At 61.4% G+C, this 16,889-nt stretch carries 17 protein-coding genes; 9 read left to right on the top strand and 8 right to left on the bottom strand.

What is annotated here, in order from left to right; translation table 11 throughout:
• Positions 1 to 55 precede the first annotated feature (55 nt).
• The gene (gene wrbA / locus PCO31110_RS08525; protein ID WP_010806071.1) at positions 56 to 643 is read right to left on the bottom strand and encodes an NAD(P)H:quinone oxidoreductase; all 588 of its coding nucleotides are present in this window, start codon (positions 641 to 643) and stop codon (positions 56 to 58) included.
• A 156-nt stretch (positions 644 to 799) separates the two neighbouring features.
• Here wrbA and PCO31110_RS08520 point away from each other — a divergent pair, with 156 nt between their 5' ends.
• Positions 800 to 2,161: a YihY family inner membrane protein gene (locus PCO31110_RS08520; protein ID WP_246189779.1), complete on the top strand. Its 1,362-nt coding sequence runs from the start codon at positions 800 to 802 to the stop codon at positions 2,159 to 2,161.
• Here PCO31110_RS08520 and PCO31110_RS08515 read toward each other — a convergent pair.
• From PCO31110_RS08515 to PCO31110_RS08505, 3 genes are read right to left on the bottom strand one after another with little or no spacing between them, the layout of a single operon-like run.
• Complete coding sequence (locus PCO31110_RS08515; protein ID WP_150690160.1) at positions 2,151 to 2,474, bottom strand: Mpo1-like protein; 324 nt, start codon at positions 2,472 to 2,474, stop codon at positions 2,151 to 2,153. The two genes, PCO31110_RS08520 and PCO31110_RS08515, sit on opposite strands and share 11 nt — an antisense overlap.
• A 32-nt stretch (positions 2,475 to 2,506) precedes the next feature.
• The gene (locus PCO31110_RS08510; RefSeq protein ID WP_010806068.1) at positions 2,507 to 3,322 is read right to left on the bottom strand and encodes an alpha/beta fold hydrolase; all 816 of its coding nucleotides are present in this window, start codon (positions 3,320 to 3,322) and stop codon (positions 2,507 to 2,509) included.
• Positions 3,319 to 4,626: an O-acetylhomoserine aminocarboxypropyltransferase gene (locus tag PCO31110_RS08505; protein WP_150690159.1), complete on the bottom strand. Its 1,308-nt coding sequence runs from the start codon at positions 4,624 to 4,626 to the stop codon at positions 3,319 to 3,321. The genes PCO31110_RS08510 and PCO31110_RS08505 overlap by 4 nt, the downstream gene beginning before the upstream one ends.
• Positions 4,627 to 5,027: 401 nt before the next feature.
• Here PCO31110_RS08505 and PCO31110_RS08500 point away from each other — a divergent pair, with 401 nt between their 5' ends.
• The 3 genes from PCO31110_RS08500 to aroC all read left to right on the top strand — a co-directional run bounded on the left by PCO31110_RS08500 (position 5,028) and on the right by aroC (position 8,678).
• Positions 5,028 to 5,483, top strand: a complete 456-nt coding sequence (locus tag PCO31110_RS08500; RefSeq protein ID WP_010806066.1) for a CBS domain-containing protein — start codon at positions 5,028 to 5,030, stop codon at positions 5,481 to 5,483.
• Complete coding sequence (locus PCO31110_RS08495) at positions 5,480 to 7,399, top strand: MFS transporter (RefSeq protein ID WP_150690158.1); 1,920 nt, start codon at positions 5,480 to 5,482, stop codon at positions 7,397 to 7,399. The genes PCO31110_RS08500 and PCO31110_RS08495 overlap by 4 nt, the downstream gene beginning before the upstream one ends.
• 175 nt (positions 7,400 to 7,574) lie before the next feature.
• The gene (gene aroC, locus PCO31110_RS08490; protein ID WP_150690157.1) at positions 7,575 to 8,678 is read left to right on the top strand and encodes a chorismate synthase; all 1,104 of its coding nucleotides are present in this window, start codon (positions 7,575 to 7,577) and stop codon (positions 8,676 to 8,678) included.
• 96 nt (positions 8,679 to 8,774) lie between these two features.
• On the opposite strand, the gene PCO31110_RS08485 is transcribed toward aroC, so the two are convergent.
• Complete coding sequence (locus PCO31110_RS08485; RefSeq protein ID WP_150690156.1) at positions 8,775 to 9,089, bottom strand: MliC family protein; 315 nt, start codon at positions 9,087 to 9,089, stop codon at positions 8,775 to 8,777.
• A 127-nt stretch (positions 9,090 to 9,216) separates the two neighbouring features.
• On the bottom strand, positions 9,217 to 10,887 hold the full coding sequence (locus PCO31110_RS08480; protein ID WP_036663117.1) for an electron transfer flavoprotein-ubiquinone oxidoreductase: 1,671 nt from the start codon (positions 10,885 to 10,887) through the stop codon (positions 9,217 to 9,219).
• A 179-nt stretch (positions 10,888 to 11,066) separates the two neighbouring features.
• Between PCO31110_RS08480 and PCO31110_RS08475 the strand changes: the two genes are divergently transcribed.
• From PCO31110_RS08475 to PCO31110_RS08465, 3 genes are all read left to right on the top strand, one after another.
• On the top strand, positions 11,067 to 11,843 hold the full coding sequence (locus tag PCO31110_RS08475) for an SDR family oxidoreductase (RefSeq protein WP_010806061.1): 777 nt from the start codon (positions 11,067 to 11,069) through the stop codon (positions 11,841 to 11,843).
• A gap of 178 nt (positions 11,844 to 12,021) precedes the next feature.
• Positions 12,022 to 13,086: a TRAP transporter substrate-binding protein DctP gene (gene dctP / locus PCO31110_RS08470; RefSeq protein ID WP_010806060.1), complete on the top strand. Its 1,065-nt coding sequence runs from the start codon at positions 12,022 to 12,024 to the stop codon at positions 13,084 to 13,086.
• A 179-nt stretch (positions 13,087 to 13,265) separates the two neighbouring features.
• The gene (locus tag PCO31110_RS08465; protein ID WP_256380705.1) at positions 13,266 to 13,679 is read left to right on the top strand and encodes an acyl-CoA thioesterase; all 414 of its coding nucleotides are present in this window, start codon (positions 13,266 to 13,268) and stop codon (positions 13,677 to 13,679) included.
• Between the two features lie 60 nt (positions 13,680 to 13,739).
• Here the strand turns inward: PCO31110_RS08465 and PCO31110_RS08460 are convergent, their stop codons facing one another.
• Entirely contained in the window at positions 13,740 to 14,285 is a 546-nt protein-coding gene (locus PCO31110_RS08460; protein ID WP_010806058.1) for a PAS and helix-turn-helix domain-containing protein, read from the bottom strand.
• Between the two features lie 231 nt (positions 14,286 to 14,516).
• On the opposite strand from PCO31110_RS08460, the gene PCO31110_RS08455 reads away from it, so the two are divergent.
• Together PCO31110_RS08455 and PCO31110_RS08450 are read left to right on the top strand one after the other, a co-directional pair.
• A complete protein-coding gene (locus tag PCO31110_RS08455; RefSeq protein ID WP_010806057.1) occupies positions 14,517 to 15,215 on the top strand; it encodes a CoA transferase subunit A in 699 nt (232 codons plus the stop codon).
• A gap of 23 nt (positions 15,216 to 15,238) precedes the next feature.
• Positions 15,239 to 15,877, top strand: a complete 639-nt coding sequence (locus PCO31110_RS08450; protein ID WP_150690155.1) for a CoA transferase subunit B — start codon at positions 15,239 to 15,241, stop codon at positions 15,875 to 15,877.
• A 203-nt stretch (positions 15,878 to 16,080) separates the two neighbouring features.
• Here the strand turns inward: PCO31110_RS08450 and PCO31110_RS08445 are convergent, their stop codons facing one another.
• A complete protein-coding gene (locus tag PCO31110_RS08445) occupies positions 16,081 to 16,872 on the bottom strand; it encodes a 3-hydroxybutyrate dehydrogenase (RefSeq protein ID WP_150690154.1) in 792 nt (263 codons plus the stop codon).
• Between the last annotated feature and the right edge of the window lie 17 nt (positions 16,873 to 16,889).

Below are 16,889 nucleotides of genomic sequence, written 5' to 3'. Positions count from 1 at the left end.
GGGCCGGAACTACTGCGAAGACGCGGACTCGATGCGGACGGCGCGGCGTAAGCGCTTATTCTGCCAGCTTGGTGGCCGCGCGTGCGAGTCGCGCGCCGAGTGCCGACGCCAACTGACGCTCGTCGGCGGAGAGCGGGTTGCCGTCATGGGCGAAATGCGTGGCACCGTAAGGCGAGCCGCCAGTGCGTGTGCTCGATAGCGCGGGCTCCGTATAGGGCAGGCCCATCAGCAACATGCCGTGGTGCAGCAGCGGAATCATCATCGATAACAGTGTGCTTTCCTGGCCGCCGTGCAGGCTGGCGCTGGACGTGAAAACGCACGCGGGTTTCCCGGCAAGTGCCCCCGAGAGCCATTGCGGCGTGGTGCCGTCGAGAAAGTACTTCAGTGCGGCGGCCATGTTGCCGAAGCGCGTGGGTGACCCGAGGGCGAGTCCTGCGCACTCTTCGAGATCGCGCAATTCGACGTAAGGAGGACCACTGTCCGGAATATCCGAAGCGCTGGCTTCGCACACGGTCGACACGGCGGGGACGGTTCGCACTCGTGCCTGTGCGCCGGGCACACTGTCGATGCCGGCTGCGATGCACTGTGCGAGCTGTGCGGTGGTGCCGTGACGGCTGTAGTACAGGACGAGGATTTCAGTCATGAAGTCGAATTGGCTGAGGCAAGGAGGCAAACCTGTCTGAGCCTCGGGTCTTGGGTGAAAAGCAGGCGAAAAGTGCGGGTATTATAGGGCGTTCCTATTGGCGTTACGGTTCGGGCGAGCGCCTGCCGTGCCAACCTTCTCATTCAGGAGCCCGATTTGCTCAAACTGTCCCGCATCAACTGGAATAACGTTCGCCAACTGCTGAGATACGCGCTTGCGCGGGCTCAGGACGACCGGATTCCGCAAGTTGCGGGCAGTCTGACGTTCACCTCGATCCTGTCGATCGTACCGCTATTCGCCGTGACGTTCGCGCTGTTTACAGCCTTCCCGATTTTCAATTCGTTTCGCGATGCCTTGCAGGGGTTCCTGCTCGAGCATCTGATGCCCGAGAGCGTCAACGCACAGATATTCAACTACCTGAACCAGTTTGCATCGAAGGCAAAAAGCCTGACCGCGTTCGGTCTGATTGGTTTGCTGGTGACGGCGGTGCTTACGTTGATGACAGTGGAATCGGCATTCAATGTGATCTGGCGCGTGCCGCGTCCGCGAGCACTGGCACAGCGTCTGCTCATTTACTGGAGTCTGCTCACGCTCGGTCCGTTGCTGTTCGGGGTGAGCTTGTCGATCAGTTCCTATGTGTTCACGCAGTCGATGTCGTTGGTCAGTACACTGCCGCCGGCCGTGGCATCGCTGCTCAGCTTGATTCCGCTTGCGCTGACCAGCCTGGCCTTCATGCTGATGTATCTCTACATGCCGAATTGCAAGGTGGACTGGCGCGATGCGTTGGTCGGCGGGGTTGTGGCGGCGCTGGCGTTCGATCTGACAAAGCGCGGCTTCGGCATGTACATCCGGCAGTTCCCGACTTATACGGCGGTGTATGGCGCATTTGCCGCAGTGCCGATCTTCCTGCTGTGGATTTATCTGTCGTGGCTGGTGGCGTTGCTGGGTGCAACGATCACTGCGGTCCTGCCCGCGCTGCGTCTCGGCCATTTTCAATATCCCCGGTTTCCGGGCAGCGATCTGCTCGATGGCCTGACGCTCATTCATCTGCTCAATCTTGATCGCGAAAATGGCGGTGGCGGCCGCACGATGGCGCAACTGGCGAACACCATGCGAACAAGCCTCGATCACGCCAGCGATTTGCTCACCCGGCTCGAACGCATGGGGTGGGTGGGCCGGCTGACGATGCAGGCGTCTGCTGAACGTTGGCTGCTGCTCGCGAACCCGCGCACGACGACACTGGCGCCGCTGGTCGCGCAACTGGCGCTCAACGTCGACGAGTTGGCCCGGCAAATGGAGCGCCATGCACTCGACGGCGCCCACGTCGCCGAGATACTGCGCGAAGGCAAATGGGACGTACCGCTCGTCGACGCGTTACCGCGTGCCGTCACGATCGACGACGACGGCATCGACCCGCCGGTCGAAAGGGAGTCAGGCCGTCATCAGGAGGGCCAAGCGGGGCCGGCGACGCATGAAGGGCATGAGGGGCCGGAGGGGCACCAGAGCGCTAGAGCTTGATGCGACCCAGGCAGATATCCCGAAACATGACCCAGTCGCCCATCAAACTGTAAAGCGGATGGCGAAACGTGGCGGGCCGGTTTTTCTCGAAGAAGAAGTGGCCCAACCACGCGAACGCGTAGCCGCACACTACCGCAGCGAGCAGCCACCACGGGTTGCCTGTCACGGCGAACGTCACCAGAAAGCCAATCACTCCCCATGAGCCGCCGAAATGCAGGCGGCGGCAAATCGGGTTCCGGTGCTCTCCGAGATAGAACGGATAAAAGTCCGAAAACCGGTGAAACCGCGGTGCGGCATCGTGCGTATCCGGCATGACAAGCCTCCTCGTTAGCGAAGGTGACGCGCTCAGTGTCGCATGAATCGCACGAGGGCATCGAGCAGGGCGTCCGGCTGCTCCGTCATGATCGCGTGCCCCGCATTGACGATCTCTACTGTGACCGGCGCCCCCGCTTCGCGCAGGGCGTCCAGCAGCGCTTGTGCCGCGCGCGGTGGCGTCATCTGATCGTGTTGTCCCAGCACGGCGAGTACAGGACATGTGACCCGTGCGGCCGTCTCCGTCCCCTTATCGTAGCGGTTGCACGCTTCGAAGTCGGTGAGAAACACTTTGGCGGGATTACGCTGCGACACCCGCTCCATCAACCGCTGATTGCCGCCCCACGTCCAGAAGCCTGGGCCGGGCGCCGAGGGCTTGGCGGCGAGTGTGCTGTGCGACCACGCGTTGACAAGGGCAATGGCCTCGGGCTCACGCTCGGCGGCCGCTTCGAGCAGGGCGTCGGAGACCTTCATCGGATAAGCGGTGCCCACCAGGGCAATGCGCGACACGCGTTCGGCATGACGTGCGGCGGCGTCTAGCGCAATCAGCGATCCCATGCTGTGCCCGACCCATGCGGCGTTACCGACGCCAGTGGCGTCGAGCACGGCAACCACCCAATCGGCCATTTCGCCAATCGTCTTCAACGGGGCGCCCGTGCTGCGGTGATGGCCGGGCAGATCCAGCGCGAGCACGTTCATGCCGTGATGCGCAAGGTATCGGCTCTGTAACCCCCATACGCTGTGATCATGCTGCGCGCCATGCAGAAAAACGACCGTTGGTTGCCCAGGATCGATCGACTTCCCGGCGGTGTAGGCATAGACGTTCTTGCCTGCGATGTCGAGGTTCATCGGGCTTGCCCCTTGGCTGAGGATTTGACGGCCGCTTTCAGGCCACGCTTGAGGTCTTGAATCAGGTCGTCGGGGTCTTCCAGGCCGATCGACAGGCGTACGGTGCCCTCCCCGATACCGGCCGCAGCGAGTGCTGCCGGGTCCATGCGGAAATGCGTGGTGGAAGCGGGGTGAATGACGAGCGAGCGTGCGTCGCCGACGTTGGCCAAATGCGAGAAGAGTTTCAGAGACTCGATGAAGCGGCGTCCCGCCGCGCGGTCTCCGTTCAGATTGAAGCTGAATACGGCGCCCGCACCGCGTGGCAGCAGACGTTTGGCCAATGCGTAATCGGGGTGTGATGGCAGTTCGGGGTAGGCCACGCTCGCCACGGCCTCGTGCCCCGCGAGGAACGCCACCACACGACGCGCATTGTCCACATGCCGCGCCATGCGTAGCGGTAGCGTTTCGATGCCTTGCAGCAGTTGCCAGGCCGCCTGTGGATGCAGGCACGCACCAAAGTCACGCAAGCCCTCGCGCCGCGCGCGCAACAGGAAGGGAGCGACGGAATTCTCTTCCGCGAAAACCATGCCGTGGAATCCGTCATACGGCTCGGTCAACTCGGGGAATTTACCGCTTCTCTCGAAATCGAACGTGCCGCCGTCGATCAGAATGCCGCCGATGGTCGTACCGTGACCGCCAAGAAACTTGGTGGCGGAGTGATACACGAGATCGGCGCCGTGATCGAATGGCCGGATCAGCCAGGGCGTTGTGAACGTGCTATCGACCAGCAAGGGCACGCCGGCATCATGAGCGATCTGGGCGACTTGAGGAATGTCGAGGACGTCGAGCCCCGGATTGCCGAGCGTCTCACCGAAGAACAGCCGGGTTTCGGGGCGCACGGCGGCGCGCCACCCATCCAGATCGCCAGGGCGGACAAACGTGGTCTCGATGCCGAAACGGCGCAGCGTGTAATGCAGCAGATTGTGCGAGCCACCATACAGCGCGCCTGATGCCACGATGTGCGAGCCTGCCCCCATCAGCGTGGCAATGGCAAGGTGCAGCGCGGCCTGACCGCTCGCCGTCGAGATGGCGCCGGCGCCATTTTCCAGCGCGGCCATGCGCTCTTCGAAAACGGCATTCGTCGGATTGGAAATGCGCGAATAGACATGCCCGGCACGTTCCATATTGAAGAGGGCGGCCGCCTGATCGGTATCGGAGAACACGAACGACGTGGTCTGATAGATCGGGGTGGCCCGCGCTCCCGTGACCGGGTCGGGGGCAGCCCCGGCGTGCAGGGCGAGTGTGTCGAAGTGCGGTGCTGACATGTCGGAGAAGGCCTCGCAGTTGGCTTGACGTTGACTTGGCGCTGACTCGTGATGCGGACTTTACGTATACGGCAATGCTAGCACCACCTTCGTGCGCACTGACAGGCTTTGCAACCCTCGTCAGGCAAATGACGGTGTTGTCCGATGCGGGAGGCACGGCAATGTCCGAGCGCTGGCAAGGAATCGGCCGAAAACCCGCGTCACACGGACATGTGCGCGTCTTACGCCTTTCCTTTTCAGGCGCTTTCCGATAGCATCCTTTGAACATGTTCTAATAACTATTTGCGCGGAGACAACGGCGTGCGCGCCAGCGTTCCGTCTCGCAAGCCGAAGTCTGGCAATACGTCCGGTGGCAGCGTTCCGCCACGATTGCCCGAGTATCACAACGAGGAGTGTGTGCCATGCGTGTGTCTGACATCCTGCAAGTAAAGGGCAACACCCTTTTCACCGTGACCCCGGAGACGTCGCTGGCCGATGCCGTCGACGCGATGGCGGAACACGACATCGGCTCGCTCGTCGTGATGGAGTACGGCGATCTCGTGGGCATGCTCACGTTCCGCGAGATCATCAATACGATCAGCAAGAACGGCGGTACCGTGGGCGGCTCCACGATTCGCAAGGTCATGGACGATCATCCGCTCACCTGTACCCCGGAGACGGATGTGAACGAAGTGCGGCGCATGATGCTCGAGCGTCACGCACGCTATTTGCCGGTCATGGACAACCGCACGCTCATGGGTGTGATTTCCTTCTACGATGTGGCACGGGCGGTCGTCGAGGAGCAATCCTTCGAGAACCGCATGCTCAAGGCCTACATTCGTGACTGGCCGGCCGAGGAAGCGGAAAACGCGAAGTGAGTGAGGCCAGCCAGCGCGGGGCACGCGGCGAGGGCCACCAATCACGTCTGCTGAAAGAACGACGCTTTGCGCCGTTCTTCTGGACGCAGTTTCTGGGCGCGATGAACGACAACGTGTTCAAGATCGCGTTCACGTCGCTTGTCACCTACCACGCCTCCCTCTTTGAGAACGTCGACGGCAAGACTGCGGCATTCCTGATTTCGGCCATCTTCATCGCGCCATTTCTCCTGTTTTCTGCGACCAGCGGCCAGATTGCCGACAAGTGGGACAAGGCGCGCCTGATCCGCTTCGTCAAGACACTCGAGATTGCCATCATGGCTGTCGGTGCGGCCGGTTTCATCTGGGCGAGCGCGCCATTGCTGTTCGTCTGCACATTCCTGATGGGGCTGCACTCCACACTCTTCGGGCCGGTGAAGTATGCGTATCTGCCGCAGCATCTCGCCAATCACGAATTGGTCGGCGGTAACGGCCTGGTTGAAATGGGCACGTTTGTGGCGATTCTGATCGGCACGATCATCGGTGGCGAGATTGCGGGAGGTGGAGCAGGTTCGCTGCCGTGGCTCGGTGGTGTCTGCCTTGGGTTGGCGTTGTTGGGGCGGCTGGCATCAACGTGGGTGCCGCAAACGCCTGCTGCCCAGCCGGACCTGCGTATCAACTGGAACCCGTTTACCGAGACGTGGAGGAATCTGCGCATCGCGCGCACCGACCGAGCCGTGTTCCAGAGCCTGCTCGGCATCTCCTGGCTTTGGTTCCTCGGGGCAACCTTTCTCGCGTCTTTTTTCAACTTCGCGCATGACGTGCTGGGTGCCGACCCGGATGTCGTCACCTTGCTGCTTGCCATGTTCTCCGTCGGGATCGGCGTCGGCTCGCTGCTCTGCGAGCGGCTCTCGTCCGGCAAGGTGGAAATCGGACTGGTGCCCTTCGGCTCGATCGGCATGACCGTGTTTGCGGTTGATCTGTACTTTGCCAGCCGGGGAGGAGCCGGTGGGGCTGCACTCCAGACGGTCGGGCAGTTCGTCTCGCAGCCGGCACATTGGCGAATTCTGGCCGATCTGTTCCTGCTGGCGATGTTCGGTGGTTTCTATAGCGTGCCGCAGTATGCGCTAATTCAGAGCCGCAGCAAACCGTCGCACCGCGCGCGCATCATTGCCGCGAACAATATTCTCAACGCGTTGTTCATGATCGTGTCCGCGCTCATGGCGATGGCGCTCACGAGAGCCGGATTCACCATCGATCAGTTGTATCTCGTTACCGGCATTCTCAATGCGCTGGTCGCGGTCTATCTCTACACGTTGCTTCCGGAATTCCTGATCCGCTTCGTGATGTGGATGCTGTTGCACACCCTCTACCGTATCGATGTCAAAGGGGCCGACCAGATTCCGGATGAGGGCCCGTGCGTGCTGGTCTGCAATCACGTGAGCTTCGCCGACGCCGTGGTCATCGGTGCGTCGATCCGGCGACCGGTTCGTTTTGTGATGGACCATCGGATTTTCCGTATCCCGGTGTTGTCGTGGTTCTTCCGAACGGTGGGAGCAATTCCGATTGCGCCTGCACACGAGGACGCAGGGGGGCTCAATAAGGCCTACGAGCAGATCGCAAAGGCATTGGCGGCGGGCGAGGTCGTTTGTATCTTCCCCGAGGGGAAACTCACGGCGTCGGGTGACGTGCAGGTGTTCCGTCAGGGCGTGCAGCGCATTATCGAGCGTAGCCCGGTGCCGGTCGTGCCGATGGCGCTACGTGGGTTGTGGGGCAGTTTCTTCTCACGGCACGGCGGTGCGGCGATGACGCGTCCGTTCAAGCGCGGCATTCTGAACCGACTGGAGCTCGTCATTGGGGCGCCGGTGGCACCGGCCCAAGCTACGCCGGAAGCCCTGCGCGAAAAGGTGCTCAAGCTTCGCGGCCCGTGGCCGGTCTGACGGACGCCTGGAGAAACGCGTCGCGTCGATCGGATTTCTCTCAGAGGGCGTCAGAATGGCGCCCAAGATGCTGCTATTCGGGCCTTTGACGTCACGGTGTGCTGCACAGGGCGGCGCGGTCCGGAGGGATCGCTGGCATAATAGGGCCTCCGCCTCATCCGAACCTGATCCCCGTATGTCTGGCAATACGCTTGGAACCCTGTTTACCGTCACCACTTTTGGCGAATCGCATGGCCCGGCCATTGGCTGTGTCATCGATGGCTGCCCGCCGGGAATGGCGCTCACGGAAGCCGACATTCAGGTGGAGCTGGATCGCCGCCGCCCTGGCACGTCGCGCCATGTCACGCAGCGTAACGAACCGGACGCCGTCGAGATCCTCTCGGGAGTGTTCGAAGGTGTCACGACGGGCACGCCGATCGCGCTGCTCATCCGTAATACCGATCAGCGCAGCAAAGACTACGGTAACATTGCCCAGACGTTCCGTCCCGGACATGCCGATTACACCTATCTGCAAAAGTACGGCGTTCGCGATTATCGCGGAGGTGGCCGCTCGTCGGCACGCCTGACGGCACCGGTCGTGGCCGCGGGCGCGGTCGCCAAGAAGTGGCTGGCTGAACGGTATGGCGTACAGGTGCGCGGCTGCATGACACAGATCGGTGACGTCGAAATACCACAGACCGATTGGTCGCAGGCGTCGCAAAACTCGTTTTTCGCGGCTAACGCGGAAGTTGTTCCGCAACTTGAAACCTATATGGACGATCTTCGCAAAGCCGGAGATTCCGTCGGGGCCAAGCTGCGTATCGTGGCGACGGGCGTTCCGGTTGGGCTGGGCGAGCCGCTGTTCGACCGTCTGGACGCGGATATTGCTCACGCGATGATGGGGTTGAACGCCGTCAAGGGCGTTGAGATCGGGGCGGGTTTCCGTAGCGTTACGCAGAAGGGATCGGAGCACGGCGACGAACTGACCTCCGAAGGCTTCGTCGGGAACAACGCCGGCGGCATTCTGGGGGGTATTTCCACTGGGCAGGACATCGACGTCTCGATCGTGGTCAAGCCCACATCGAGCATTCGTACGCCGCGTCGTTCGATCGATGTCACGGGGCAACCGTCGACGGTGGAGACTTTCGGTCGTCATGACCCGTGCGTGGGCATTCGCGCAACGCCGATTGCCGAAGCGTTGCTGGCGCTCGTGCTGATCGATCATGCCCTGCGCCACCGAGCCCAGTGCGGCGATGTGCAGGTCAACACGCCAGTCATCGCGGCACGCGCGCCGGAGTGAAGATGCTGGACTGGCGGTAAGCGAGGCTCCCGCTGGGGCGCAGCCAATTGCAGGAACGCAAAACGCCAGACGAATTGTCTGGCGTTTTTTTATGCCCTACGCCTTGCATTGCGTGATCGGGTGTTCACCTCTGGCTGTGTAGAGCGTACCTTCCGGTCCCTTGCTCCACCAGATGAGGGTGGGGCCGACGTGCTTTTCCCCGCTTGCGGCCCGTGCCGGCTTGAGCACCTCGCGCTTGCCCATCCAGTACAGCGTAACGTTGCCGCCGAGGTTGTGATCGTCATAGACGACTAGCGCGACGTGCGCGTTATCGCACAGGTAGGCCACTGACTTGGCTTGCACCGCGCCGCAAGTGAGTGCGAGGGTGCCCGTCAGCGCGACACCCGACAGCCATACGGAAGTTCTCGACATCGTGCCTCCTTACCAATGACGTTGATTCGAATCCGACGTGAGCGCGATTCAGCGGGCAGGTTGCGCAACAGCGTGTCACGGGCAGTCTGCAAACAAAAACCGCCGGACGAACCGGCGGCAATCGACATCACATATTCGGGTAGTTCGGCCCGCCACCGCCTTCCGGTGTTACCCACACGATATTCTGCGTCGGGTCCTTGATGTCGCAGGTCTTGCAGTGCACGCAGTTCTGCGCGTTGATTTGCAGACGCTCGGAGTCGTCGTCGTTCTTCACGAACTCATACACACCCGCCGGGCAATAACGTTGCTCCGGGCCCGCGTATTCGGCCAGATTGATACCGACCGGCACGCTGGGGTCCTTGAGCGTCAAGTGTGCCGGCTGGTTCTCTTCGTGGTTGGTGTTCGAGATGAAGACCGACGACAGACGGTCGAAGGTGAGCTTGCCATCCGGCTTCGGATAGACGATCGGTTGGCATTGCGCTGCCGGCAGCAGACATTCGTGATCGGCCTTCTTGCGGTGGATCGTCCACGGCATCTTGCCGCCGAGCAGCTTCTGTTCGATGCCCGTCATGAGCGTGGCAACGGTCAGGCCCTTCTTGAACCACTGCTTGAAGTTGCGCGCCTTGTTCAGTTCTTCGTGCAGCCACGATTGCTCGAACGCCGCCGGGTAAGCCACAAGCTCGTCACGCTGACGCTCAGCGGCCAGCGCGTCGAAAGCAGCGTCGGCGGCCATCATGCCGCTCTTGATGGCGGCGTGACTGCCCTTGATGCGGCTCACGTTGAGGAAACCCGCCTCGCAGCCGACCAGCGCGCCGCCCTTGAAGACGAGTTTCGGCAGCGCCAGCAGCCCGCCCGCCGTGATGGCACGTGCGCCGTATGAGACACGCTTGCCACCTTCGAGGAAGTGGCGAATCGACGGATGCGTCTTGTAGCGCTGAAACTCCTCGAACGGCGACAGATACGGATTGCTGTAGTCGAGACCGACGATAAAACCTACCGCGACCTGATGGTTCGGCAAGTGATAGAGGAACGAGCCGCCGTAGGTTTGGGAATTGAGCGGCCAGCCGGCCGTGTGGATCACGAGGCCTTCCTTGTGCTTGGCCGGATCGATTTCCCACAGTTCCTTGATGCCCAGGCCGTAAGCCTGAGGATCGCGACCATCGTCGAGGTTGAACTTGCGCATTAACTGGCGGCCGAGACTGCCGCGCGCGCCTTCCGAAAAGATCGTGTACTTCGCGTGCAGCTCCATGCCGAGTTGGAAGTTCTCGGTCGGCTCGCCGTCCTTGCCAACGCCCATGTTGCCGGTCGCCACGCCCATGACTGCGCCATTTTCGTCGTACAGAATCTCTGCGGCGGGAAAGCCCGGGAAGATTTCGACGCCCAGCGCCTCGGCCTGCTGACCAAGCCAGCGCACGACATTGCCCAGGCTGATGACGTAGTTTCCGTGATTCTGGAAGCAGGCCGGCAGCAGCCACGACGGGGTGGGGGTTGCACCCGTCTCGTTCAGGAACAGGAAGCGATCTTCGACGACGGGGGTGTCGAGCGGCGCGCCGAGTTCCTTCCAGTTCGGAATCAGTTCGGTCAGTGCGCGCGGGTCCATGACAGCGCCCGACAGAATGTGGGCGCCGATCTCCGAGCCTTTTTCCAGCACGCAAACGGAGATTTCCTTGCCTGCTTCCTGCGCACGTTGCTTCAAACGGATAGCCGTGGACAGGCCGGCCGGACCGCCGCCAACGACGACGACGTCATATTCCATCGACTCCCTCGGGCCGTACTGCTCAAGCAGCTTGGGATCCATTGATGCTCCTGTTATAAACGTTAGAATTCGTGGGTGCGGCCATTTTCCGGGAATGGAGAACACCTCGCAACCGCATATTAATAGCACGATCGTTCGGTTTGGTAGGTGGGAAGCTCTAGCGGCGGGCCTTGGGGCGGTGCCGTTTTTCAATAGGTGTGCGGGCTTGAGGGGAGACGACGATGGGGCGTTCGCTGAATCTGGAAGGCAAAGTGGCGATGGTGACCGGGGCATCGAGCGGACTCGGCATGCAGTTTGCCAAGGTGCTCGCGCAGGCCGGGGCCAAGGTCGTGCTTGCCAGCCGCCGTGTGGAGCGGCTCAAGGAGTTGCGCGCGGAGATCGAGTCGCAGGGCGGTGCTGCGCACGTCGTTCCGCTGGACGTCACCGACTACGACAGCATTCGTGCTGGCGTGGCGCATGCCGAGACCGAGGCAGGCGCTATCGATATTCTCATCAACAACTCGGGGGTTTCGGCTCAACAACGGCTGGTCGACGTCACGCCTCAGGAATACGACTACGTCCTCGGCACAAACACCCGAGGGACCTTCTTTGTGGCGCAGGAAGTCGCCAAGCGCATGATTCGGCGCGCCAAGGGCGATCCGCAGCGTCAGCACCGGATCATCAATGTGGCGTCGGTGGCGGGACAGCGGGCGATTTCCATGCTCGGCGTGTACTGCATCAGCAAAGCGGCGGTCATCCATATGACGCGCGCGATGGCGCTGGAATGGGGGCGCTTCAATATCAATGTGAACGCGCTATGTCCGGGTTATATCGACACCGAGATCAATCACGAGCATTGGCAGACCGAGGCCGGTCGCAAGCTGATTCAGATGCTGCCGCGTCAGCGCGTGGGCGAGCCGAGCGATCTTGATGGGTTGATTCTGCTTCTGGCCTCGGACGACTCCAGATTTATCAACGGCTCGATCATGACCGTCGACGATGGCCTGGCGATTGGCTGAACCTTGTCAGGGCGAGTGTCGTGACGATTCGGGCGATTGCGCAGGCCGGGTGCAATGCGGCAATCCGGGAATGTCCGAGGCAGTCAGCCTCGTGAGCACGAGCGCATAATTTGCCGATGCTCACGGGGTCGAGAAGGGCGTCGCACTGACGTCGTACCCCGATCATCTTGGGGACACCATGCGTAATCAAGGCTGGCGGGGGCTCGTCGGAGTCGCGCTTGCCCTCGCCGTCATCGCACTGCCTGTGGCCGCGCAACCTTATAAAGCCGAATACTCGCTGTCGATCGTGCCCGATGCCGGCACCCCTTGGGGCAAGGGCACGCAGCTGTGGGCAGACATGGTGCGCGAGCGGACTCGCGGACGCATCAACATACGGCTACACACGGGCGCTACGCTCGTCGGTGGCGATCAGACACGCGAGTTCACGGCGTTGCGCCAGGGCGTCATCGACATGGCGGTCGGCTCGACGATCAACTGGTCTTCGGCCATCCCCGAATTCAACGTCTTTTCGCTGCCATTTCTGTTGCGTGGCTATCGGTCGCTCGATGCGCTCACTCAGGGTGACGTAGGGCGTGAGCTGTTCCGCCGTGTGGAAGAGCAGGGTGTGGTGCCGCTGGCATGGGGGGAGAACGGTTTCCGGCAACTGAGCAATTCGCGCCGCCCGATCCGCACGCCCGAAGACATGCGCGGTTTGCGCTTCCGTGTGGTCGGGTCATTGCTGTTCAACGACATTTTCACGGCGTTGGGGGCGGTGCCGACCCAGATGACGTGGAGCGAGGCCATTCGGGCGATACGCGCGCGCAAGATCGACGGTCAGGAAAATCCGCTGACGATCTACAACAATGTGCGACTCGATACGTTGGGGCAACGCTACATCACGGTATGGGATTACGTGGCCGATCCCATCGTGTTTGTGGTCAACCGGCAGGTCTGGGATAGCTGGTCGCCACAGGATCGCGACATCGTTCGCGATGCAGCGATGGAGGCTGCACGCTTCGAGGTGACGTTGGCACGAGAAGACCTTCTGAACACCGGGCGCGGTACATGGGAGGATCTGGAGGCGCGCGGCGTGAAGGTTACGCGACTCACGCCTGAGCAGCGTCAGCGCTTCGCCGAAGCGACGCGCGCCGTCTATATGAAATGGAAGGTGCTTGTCGGCCGCGATTTGGTCGAGAAGGCGGAGGCTGCGGTCAAAGACGACACCACAGTCAGCAAGCCGCACGATATTGGCGTGCGCAAGTAGTTGTGCGTTGCTTCGGAAACCTCCGAGGCAATGCTCTCACGTCATTCCGAAAAGGCCGCCGTTTCGGGCAAATCGTGGCGTCTTGCTGCACGCCTATCCATCCGAAGCGCTACACTTTATCCCCATGACGCCCTGTCATCGCACGACAGGGCGTTGATTTTCAATATGGGGAATTTGCAGTGTCATCAGAATACAAAGAAGTCTTTCGTATGCGCATGCCCATTCGCTGGGGCGACATGGATGCCTTCGGGCATGTCAACAATACCGTGTACTTCCGGTACATGGAGCAGGTGCGTATCTCGTGGCTGGAAACCCTGAATATCGCGTCCGAAGAAAGCTCGACGGGGGAGGGGCCGGTCATTATCAATGCGAATATGACGTTCCTGCGCCAGTTGCGCTATCCAGGCGATATCGATTGCCGCATGTTTGTGGGCGCACCGGGGCGAAGCAGTGTCGACACGCGTTTCGAGTTGCGCCGCGCCGATACGCCTGATGTGGTGGTTGCCGAGGGCGGTGCGAAGATCGTCTGGGTGAACTACAAGGAAGAGAAATCGGTGCCGCTGCCGGAAGCGGTGCGAGGGCTGATGGCGTGAGATCGGTCCGGTGGGCGTAACGATGCGCGGAATTCGGCACCTCGCCCGCCTTCACTCAGGTCAGTTTCCGAGCAGACGCTGCACGAGTTCCGTCGCCGTGCCCGCGCCGTACTTCTGCATCAGACGCGCACGATAGATGTCGACGGTTCGCGGGCTGATGTCGAGAATCTTGCCGATTTGTTTGCTGGTCTTGCCTTGCACGAGTTGCGCCGCGATTTCGCGCTCGCGGGCCGTCAGCGCTACGGCGACGCGGCGTGTGGCTGACATGTCCTCGAAGGTCCAGAGACCGGCGGCGTGGGGGTCTTGAACGTCGAGCGATCGGCCCGTCACGTGGCACCAGAACAGTTCGCCGTTGGCGCGACGCATGATGCGCTCGTCGGCGTAGACGCCTTGCGTGCTCATGATCGGTGGAATACGCTCGCCAATGCGCTCGAACTCTTTCGGTGACGGATAAAGCACCTGGAACGACTGACCGATGAGGGTTTCGTGTTCGTAGCCGAAGATCTTGCCAAGTTGACGATTGCAGTCCTCGATGATGCGCTGGCGAGAAATGACCAAGCCGACTGGCGCGATGTGAAAAGCTGTCTGATAGTCGAACGTCGGCATGGGGGCGGTGCAAGTCCGGTCGGGCCGCGTGCCGGTGCAACACCAGTATGGCTGCGGCTCGATGCGCGGAAAGATATGTAATTTCACGTATTGTGCCCCATTTGCACGCCACCGTAAGCTCTATGGTTGCATGAGGTGCGTTGCCCCGGCGATTCGCGAGGTGGCGCAAGCCTCGCAACGCGCAAGAGCGCGACATAATTTCAATTCTCAACCGAGGGAAAGGGACAAACGATGAACAAGGTATACGCCAGCGCCAAGGAGGCGCTTGCCGGTGTCGTCGCGGACGGGCAAACGCTCGCCGTTGGTGGCTTCGGCCTGTGTGGCATTCCGGAGGCCCTGATCGCCGCGCTGCGCGACTCGGGCGTGAAGGGGCTCACCTGTATCAGCAACAACGCCGGGGTGGACGGTTTTGGTCTGGGGCTGCTGCTCGAGACGCGTCAGATCAAGAAAATGATTTCCTCGTACGTTGGCGAGAACAAGGAGTTCGAGCGCCAGTATCTGGCCGGAGAACTCGAACTCGAATTCACGCCGCAGGGCACGCTGGCTGAAAAGCTGCGCGCCGGCGGTGCGGGTATTCCGGCGTTCTTCACGAAGACCGGTGTGGGTACCGTGGTTGCCGAAGGCAAGGAAACGCGCGAATTCGACGGCGAGACATACGTCATGGAGCGCTCGCTGCGCGCCGATGTCGCGCTTGTGAAGGCTGCCAAGGCCGATCGTGCCGGTAACCTCGTGTTCAATCGCACCGCCCGCAACTTCAATCCGATGGCCGCCATGGCTGGCAAGATCACGATCGTTGAAGTCGAAGAGCTGGTCGATACCGGTTCGATCGACCCGGACGACGTGCACCTGCCCGGTATCTTCGTTCAGCGCATCGTGCTGAATGCACATCCGGAAAAACGCATCGAACAACGCACGGTACGTGCCAAGTAAGCGCCGAGATCAAGGAGATAACCATGGCATGGAATCGTGAAGAAATGGCTGCGCGTGCGGCGCGCGAGCTGGAAGACGGCTTTTACGTGAACCTCGGAATCGGTTTGCCCACATTGGTGGCGAACCATGTACCCGAAGGCATGGAGGTCTGGCTGCAATCGGAGAACGGCCTGCTCGGTATCGGACCGTTCCCGACGGAAGACGAAGTCGACGCCGATATGATCAACGCAGGCAAGCAGACGGTCACGACGCTGCCGGGCTCGTCGATTTTCTCGTCGGCAGACTCGTTCGCGATGATCCGCGGCGGCCACATCAATCTTGCGATCCTCGGCGCGATGCAGGTCAGCGAGAAGGGCGATCTTGCGAACTGGATGATTCCGGGCAAGATGATCAAGGGCATGGGCGGCGCAATGGATCTGGTTGCCGGTGTTGGTCGCGTGGTCGTGCTCATGGAGCATGTGGCCAAGGGCGACGCTCACAAGATCCTCAAGGCCTGTGATTTGCCACTCACCGGCGTTGGCGTGGTCAATCGCATCATTACTGACCTCGGTGTGATCGACGTGACGCCGGATGGCCTGAAAGTTGTCGAACTGGCGCAGGGCGTGACGAAGGAAGAAATTTCGCAGAAGACCGGGGCACCGCTCGACACGAGCGCTGTCTGACGCTTTGGCGGTGTGCCTATCATGTCATCGTGCCTGTCGCATTCAGGCGTGGCGCTTTGATAAGCCGCTTTGCTGAGGGTTACCGTGGCCGTTGAGCCCGGTGATCGGTGGAAGGCAAAACGGGCGGGGAAATTCCCCGCCCGTTTTGTTCTTGTGGCGTCGGCAAGCCTTCTGAAATGCCTGAGTCCCGGCGCTTGCCGTGATTACTGTGCGACCCAGCCGCCATCCATGTTCCATGCCACGCCGCGCACCTGCGAGCCGGCGTCGCTGCACAGAAAAACGGCCAGTGCGCCAAGTTGTTCTGGCGTCACGAACTCTCCGGAAGGCTGCTTTTCGCCCAACAGCGAGCGTTTCGCTTCGTCGCCGGAAAGATGCTCGCGCGCCGCGCGATCGTCGATTTGCTTCTGCACAAGCGGTGTGAGCACGAAGCCCGGGCAGATGGCATTGGCCGTCACCCCCGACTGCGCGTTTTCCAGTGCGGTGACTTTCGTCAGGCCGACGATGCCGTGTTTGGCCGCGACGTACGCCGATTTGCCGGCCGAACCCACGAGTCCGTGTACCGAGGCGATGTTGATGATCCGTCCCCAGTTGCGCTGTCGCATGCCGGGCAAGGCAAGCCGCGTGGTGTGAAATGCCGACGTCAGGTTGATCGCGATGATCGCATCCCATTTGTCCGTCGGAAAATCCTGAATCTCCGCAACGTGCTGAATCCCCGCGTTGTTGACCAGAATGTCGACGCCGCCGAAATCCGATTCGGCATATTGCATCATCGCCTCGATTTCGCTGGCACGGCTCATGTCGGCACCGTGATACCCGACCTGAGTGCCCGTGCGGCCAGCCCTCGCCGCGGCGTCGGCAATGGCCTTGCTCGCGGCGTTGGCGTCGCCGAAACCGTTCGTGATGACGTTGGCTCCCTGTACCGCGAGCGCCTGAGCCATGCCCAGACCTATGCCACTGGTCGAGCCGGTTACGAGGGCGATTTTTCCTTTCAGCATTGCATCGTCTCCGTGCG

The organism is Pandoraea communis (assembly GCF_902459745.1).
GTDB classification, from domain to species: domain Bacteria; phylum Pseudomonadota; class Gammaproteobacteria; order Burkholderiales; family Burkholderiaceae; genus Pandoraea; species Pandoraea communis.
This window is presented reverse-complemented; position numbering and strand designations above follow the sequence as displayed.

Coding starts and splice junctions, on each gene's coding strand:
- aroC (WP_150690157.1), top strand. CDS start 7,575: ATGTCTGGCAATACGCTTGGAACCCTGTTTACCGTCACCACTTTTGGC.
- PCO31110_RS08455 (WP_010806057.1), top strand. CDS start 14,517: ATGAACAAGGTATACGCCAGCGCCAAGGAGGCGCTTGCCGGTGTCGTC.
- PCO31110_RS08475 (WP_010806061.1), top strand. CDS start 11,067: ATGGGGCGTTCGCTGAATCTGGAAGGCAAAGTGGCGATGGTGACCGGG.
- PCO31110_RS08480 (WP_036663117.1), bottom strand. CDS start 10,887: ATGGATCCCAAGCTGCTTGAGCAGTACGGCCCGAGGGAGTCGATGGAA.
- PCO31110_RS08505 (WP_150690159.1), bottom strand. CDS start 4,626: ATGTCAGCACCGCACTTCGACACACTCGCCCTGCACGCCGGGGCTGCC.
- PCO31110_RS08450 (WP_150690155.1), top strand. CDS start 15,239: ATGGCATGGAATCGTGAAGAAATGGCTGCGCGTGCGGCGCGCGAGCTG.
- PCO31110_RS08500 (WP_010806066.1), top strand. CDS start 5,028: ATGCGTGTGTCTGACATCCTGCAAGTAAAGGGCAACACCCTTTTCACC.
- PCO31110_RS08485 (WP_150690156.1), bottom strand. CDS start 9,089: ATGTCGAGAACTTCCGTATGGCTGTCGGGTGTCGCGCTGACGGGCACC.
- wrbA (WP_010806071.1), bottom strand. CDS start 643: ATGACTGAAATCCTCGTCCTGTACTACAGCCGTCACGGCACCACCGCA.
- dctP (WP_010806060.1), top strand. CDS start 12,022: ATGCGTAATCAAGGCTGGCGGGGGCTCGTCGGAGTCGCGCTTGCCCTC.
- PCO31110_RS08515 (WP_150690160.1), bottom strand. CDS start 2,474: ATGCCGGATACGCACGATGCCGCACCGCGGTTTCACCGGTTTTCGGAC.
- PCO31110_RS08460 (WP_010806058.1), bottom strand. CDS start 14,285: ATGCCGACGTTCGACTATCAGACAGCTTTTCACATCGCGCCAGTCGGC.
- PCO31110_RS08510 (WP_010806068.1), bottom strand. CDS start 3,322: ATGAACCTCGACATCGCAGGCAAGAACGTCTATGCCTACACCGCCGGG.
- PCO31110_RS08445 (WP_150690154.1), bottom strand. CDS start 16,872: ATGCTGAAAGGAAAAATCGCCCTCGTAACCGGCTCGACCAGTGGCATA.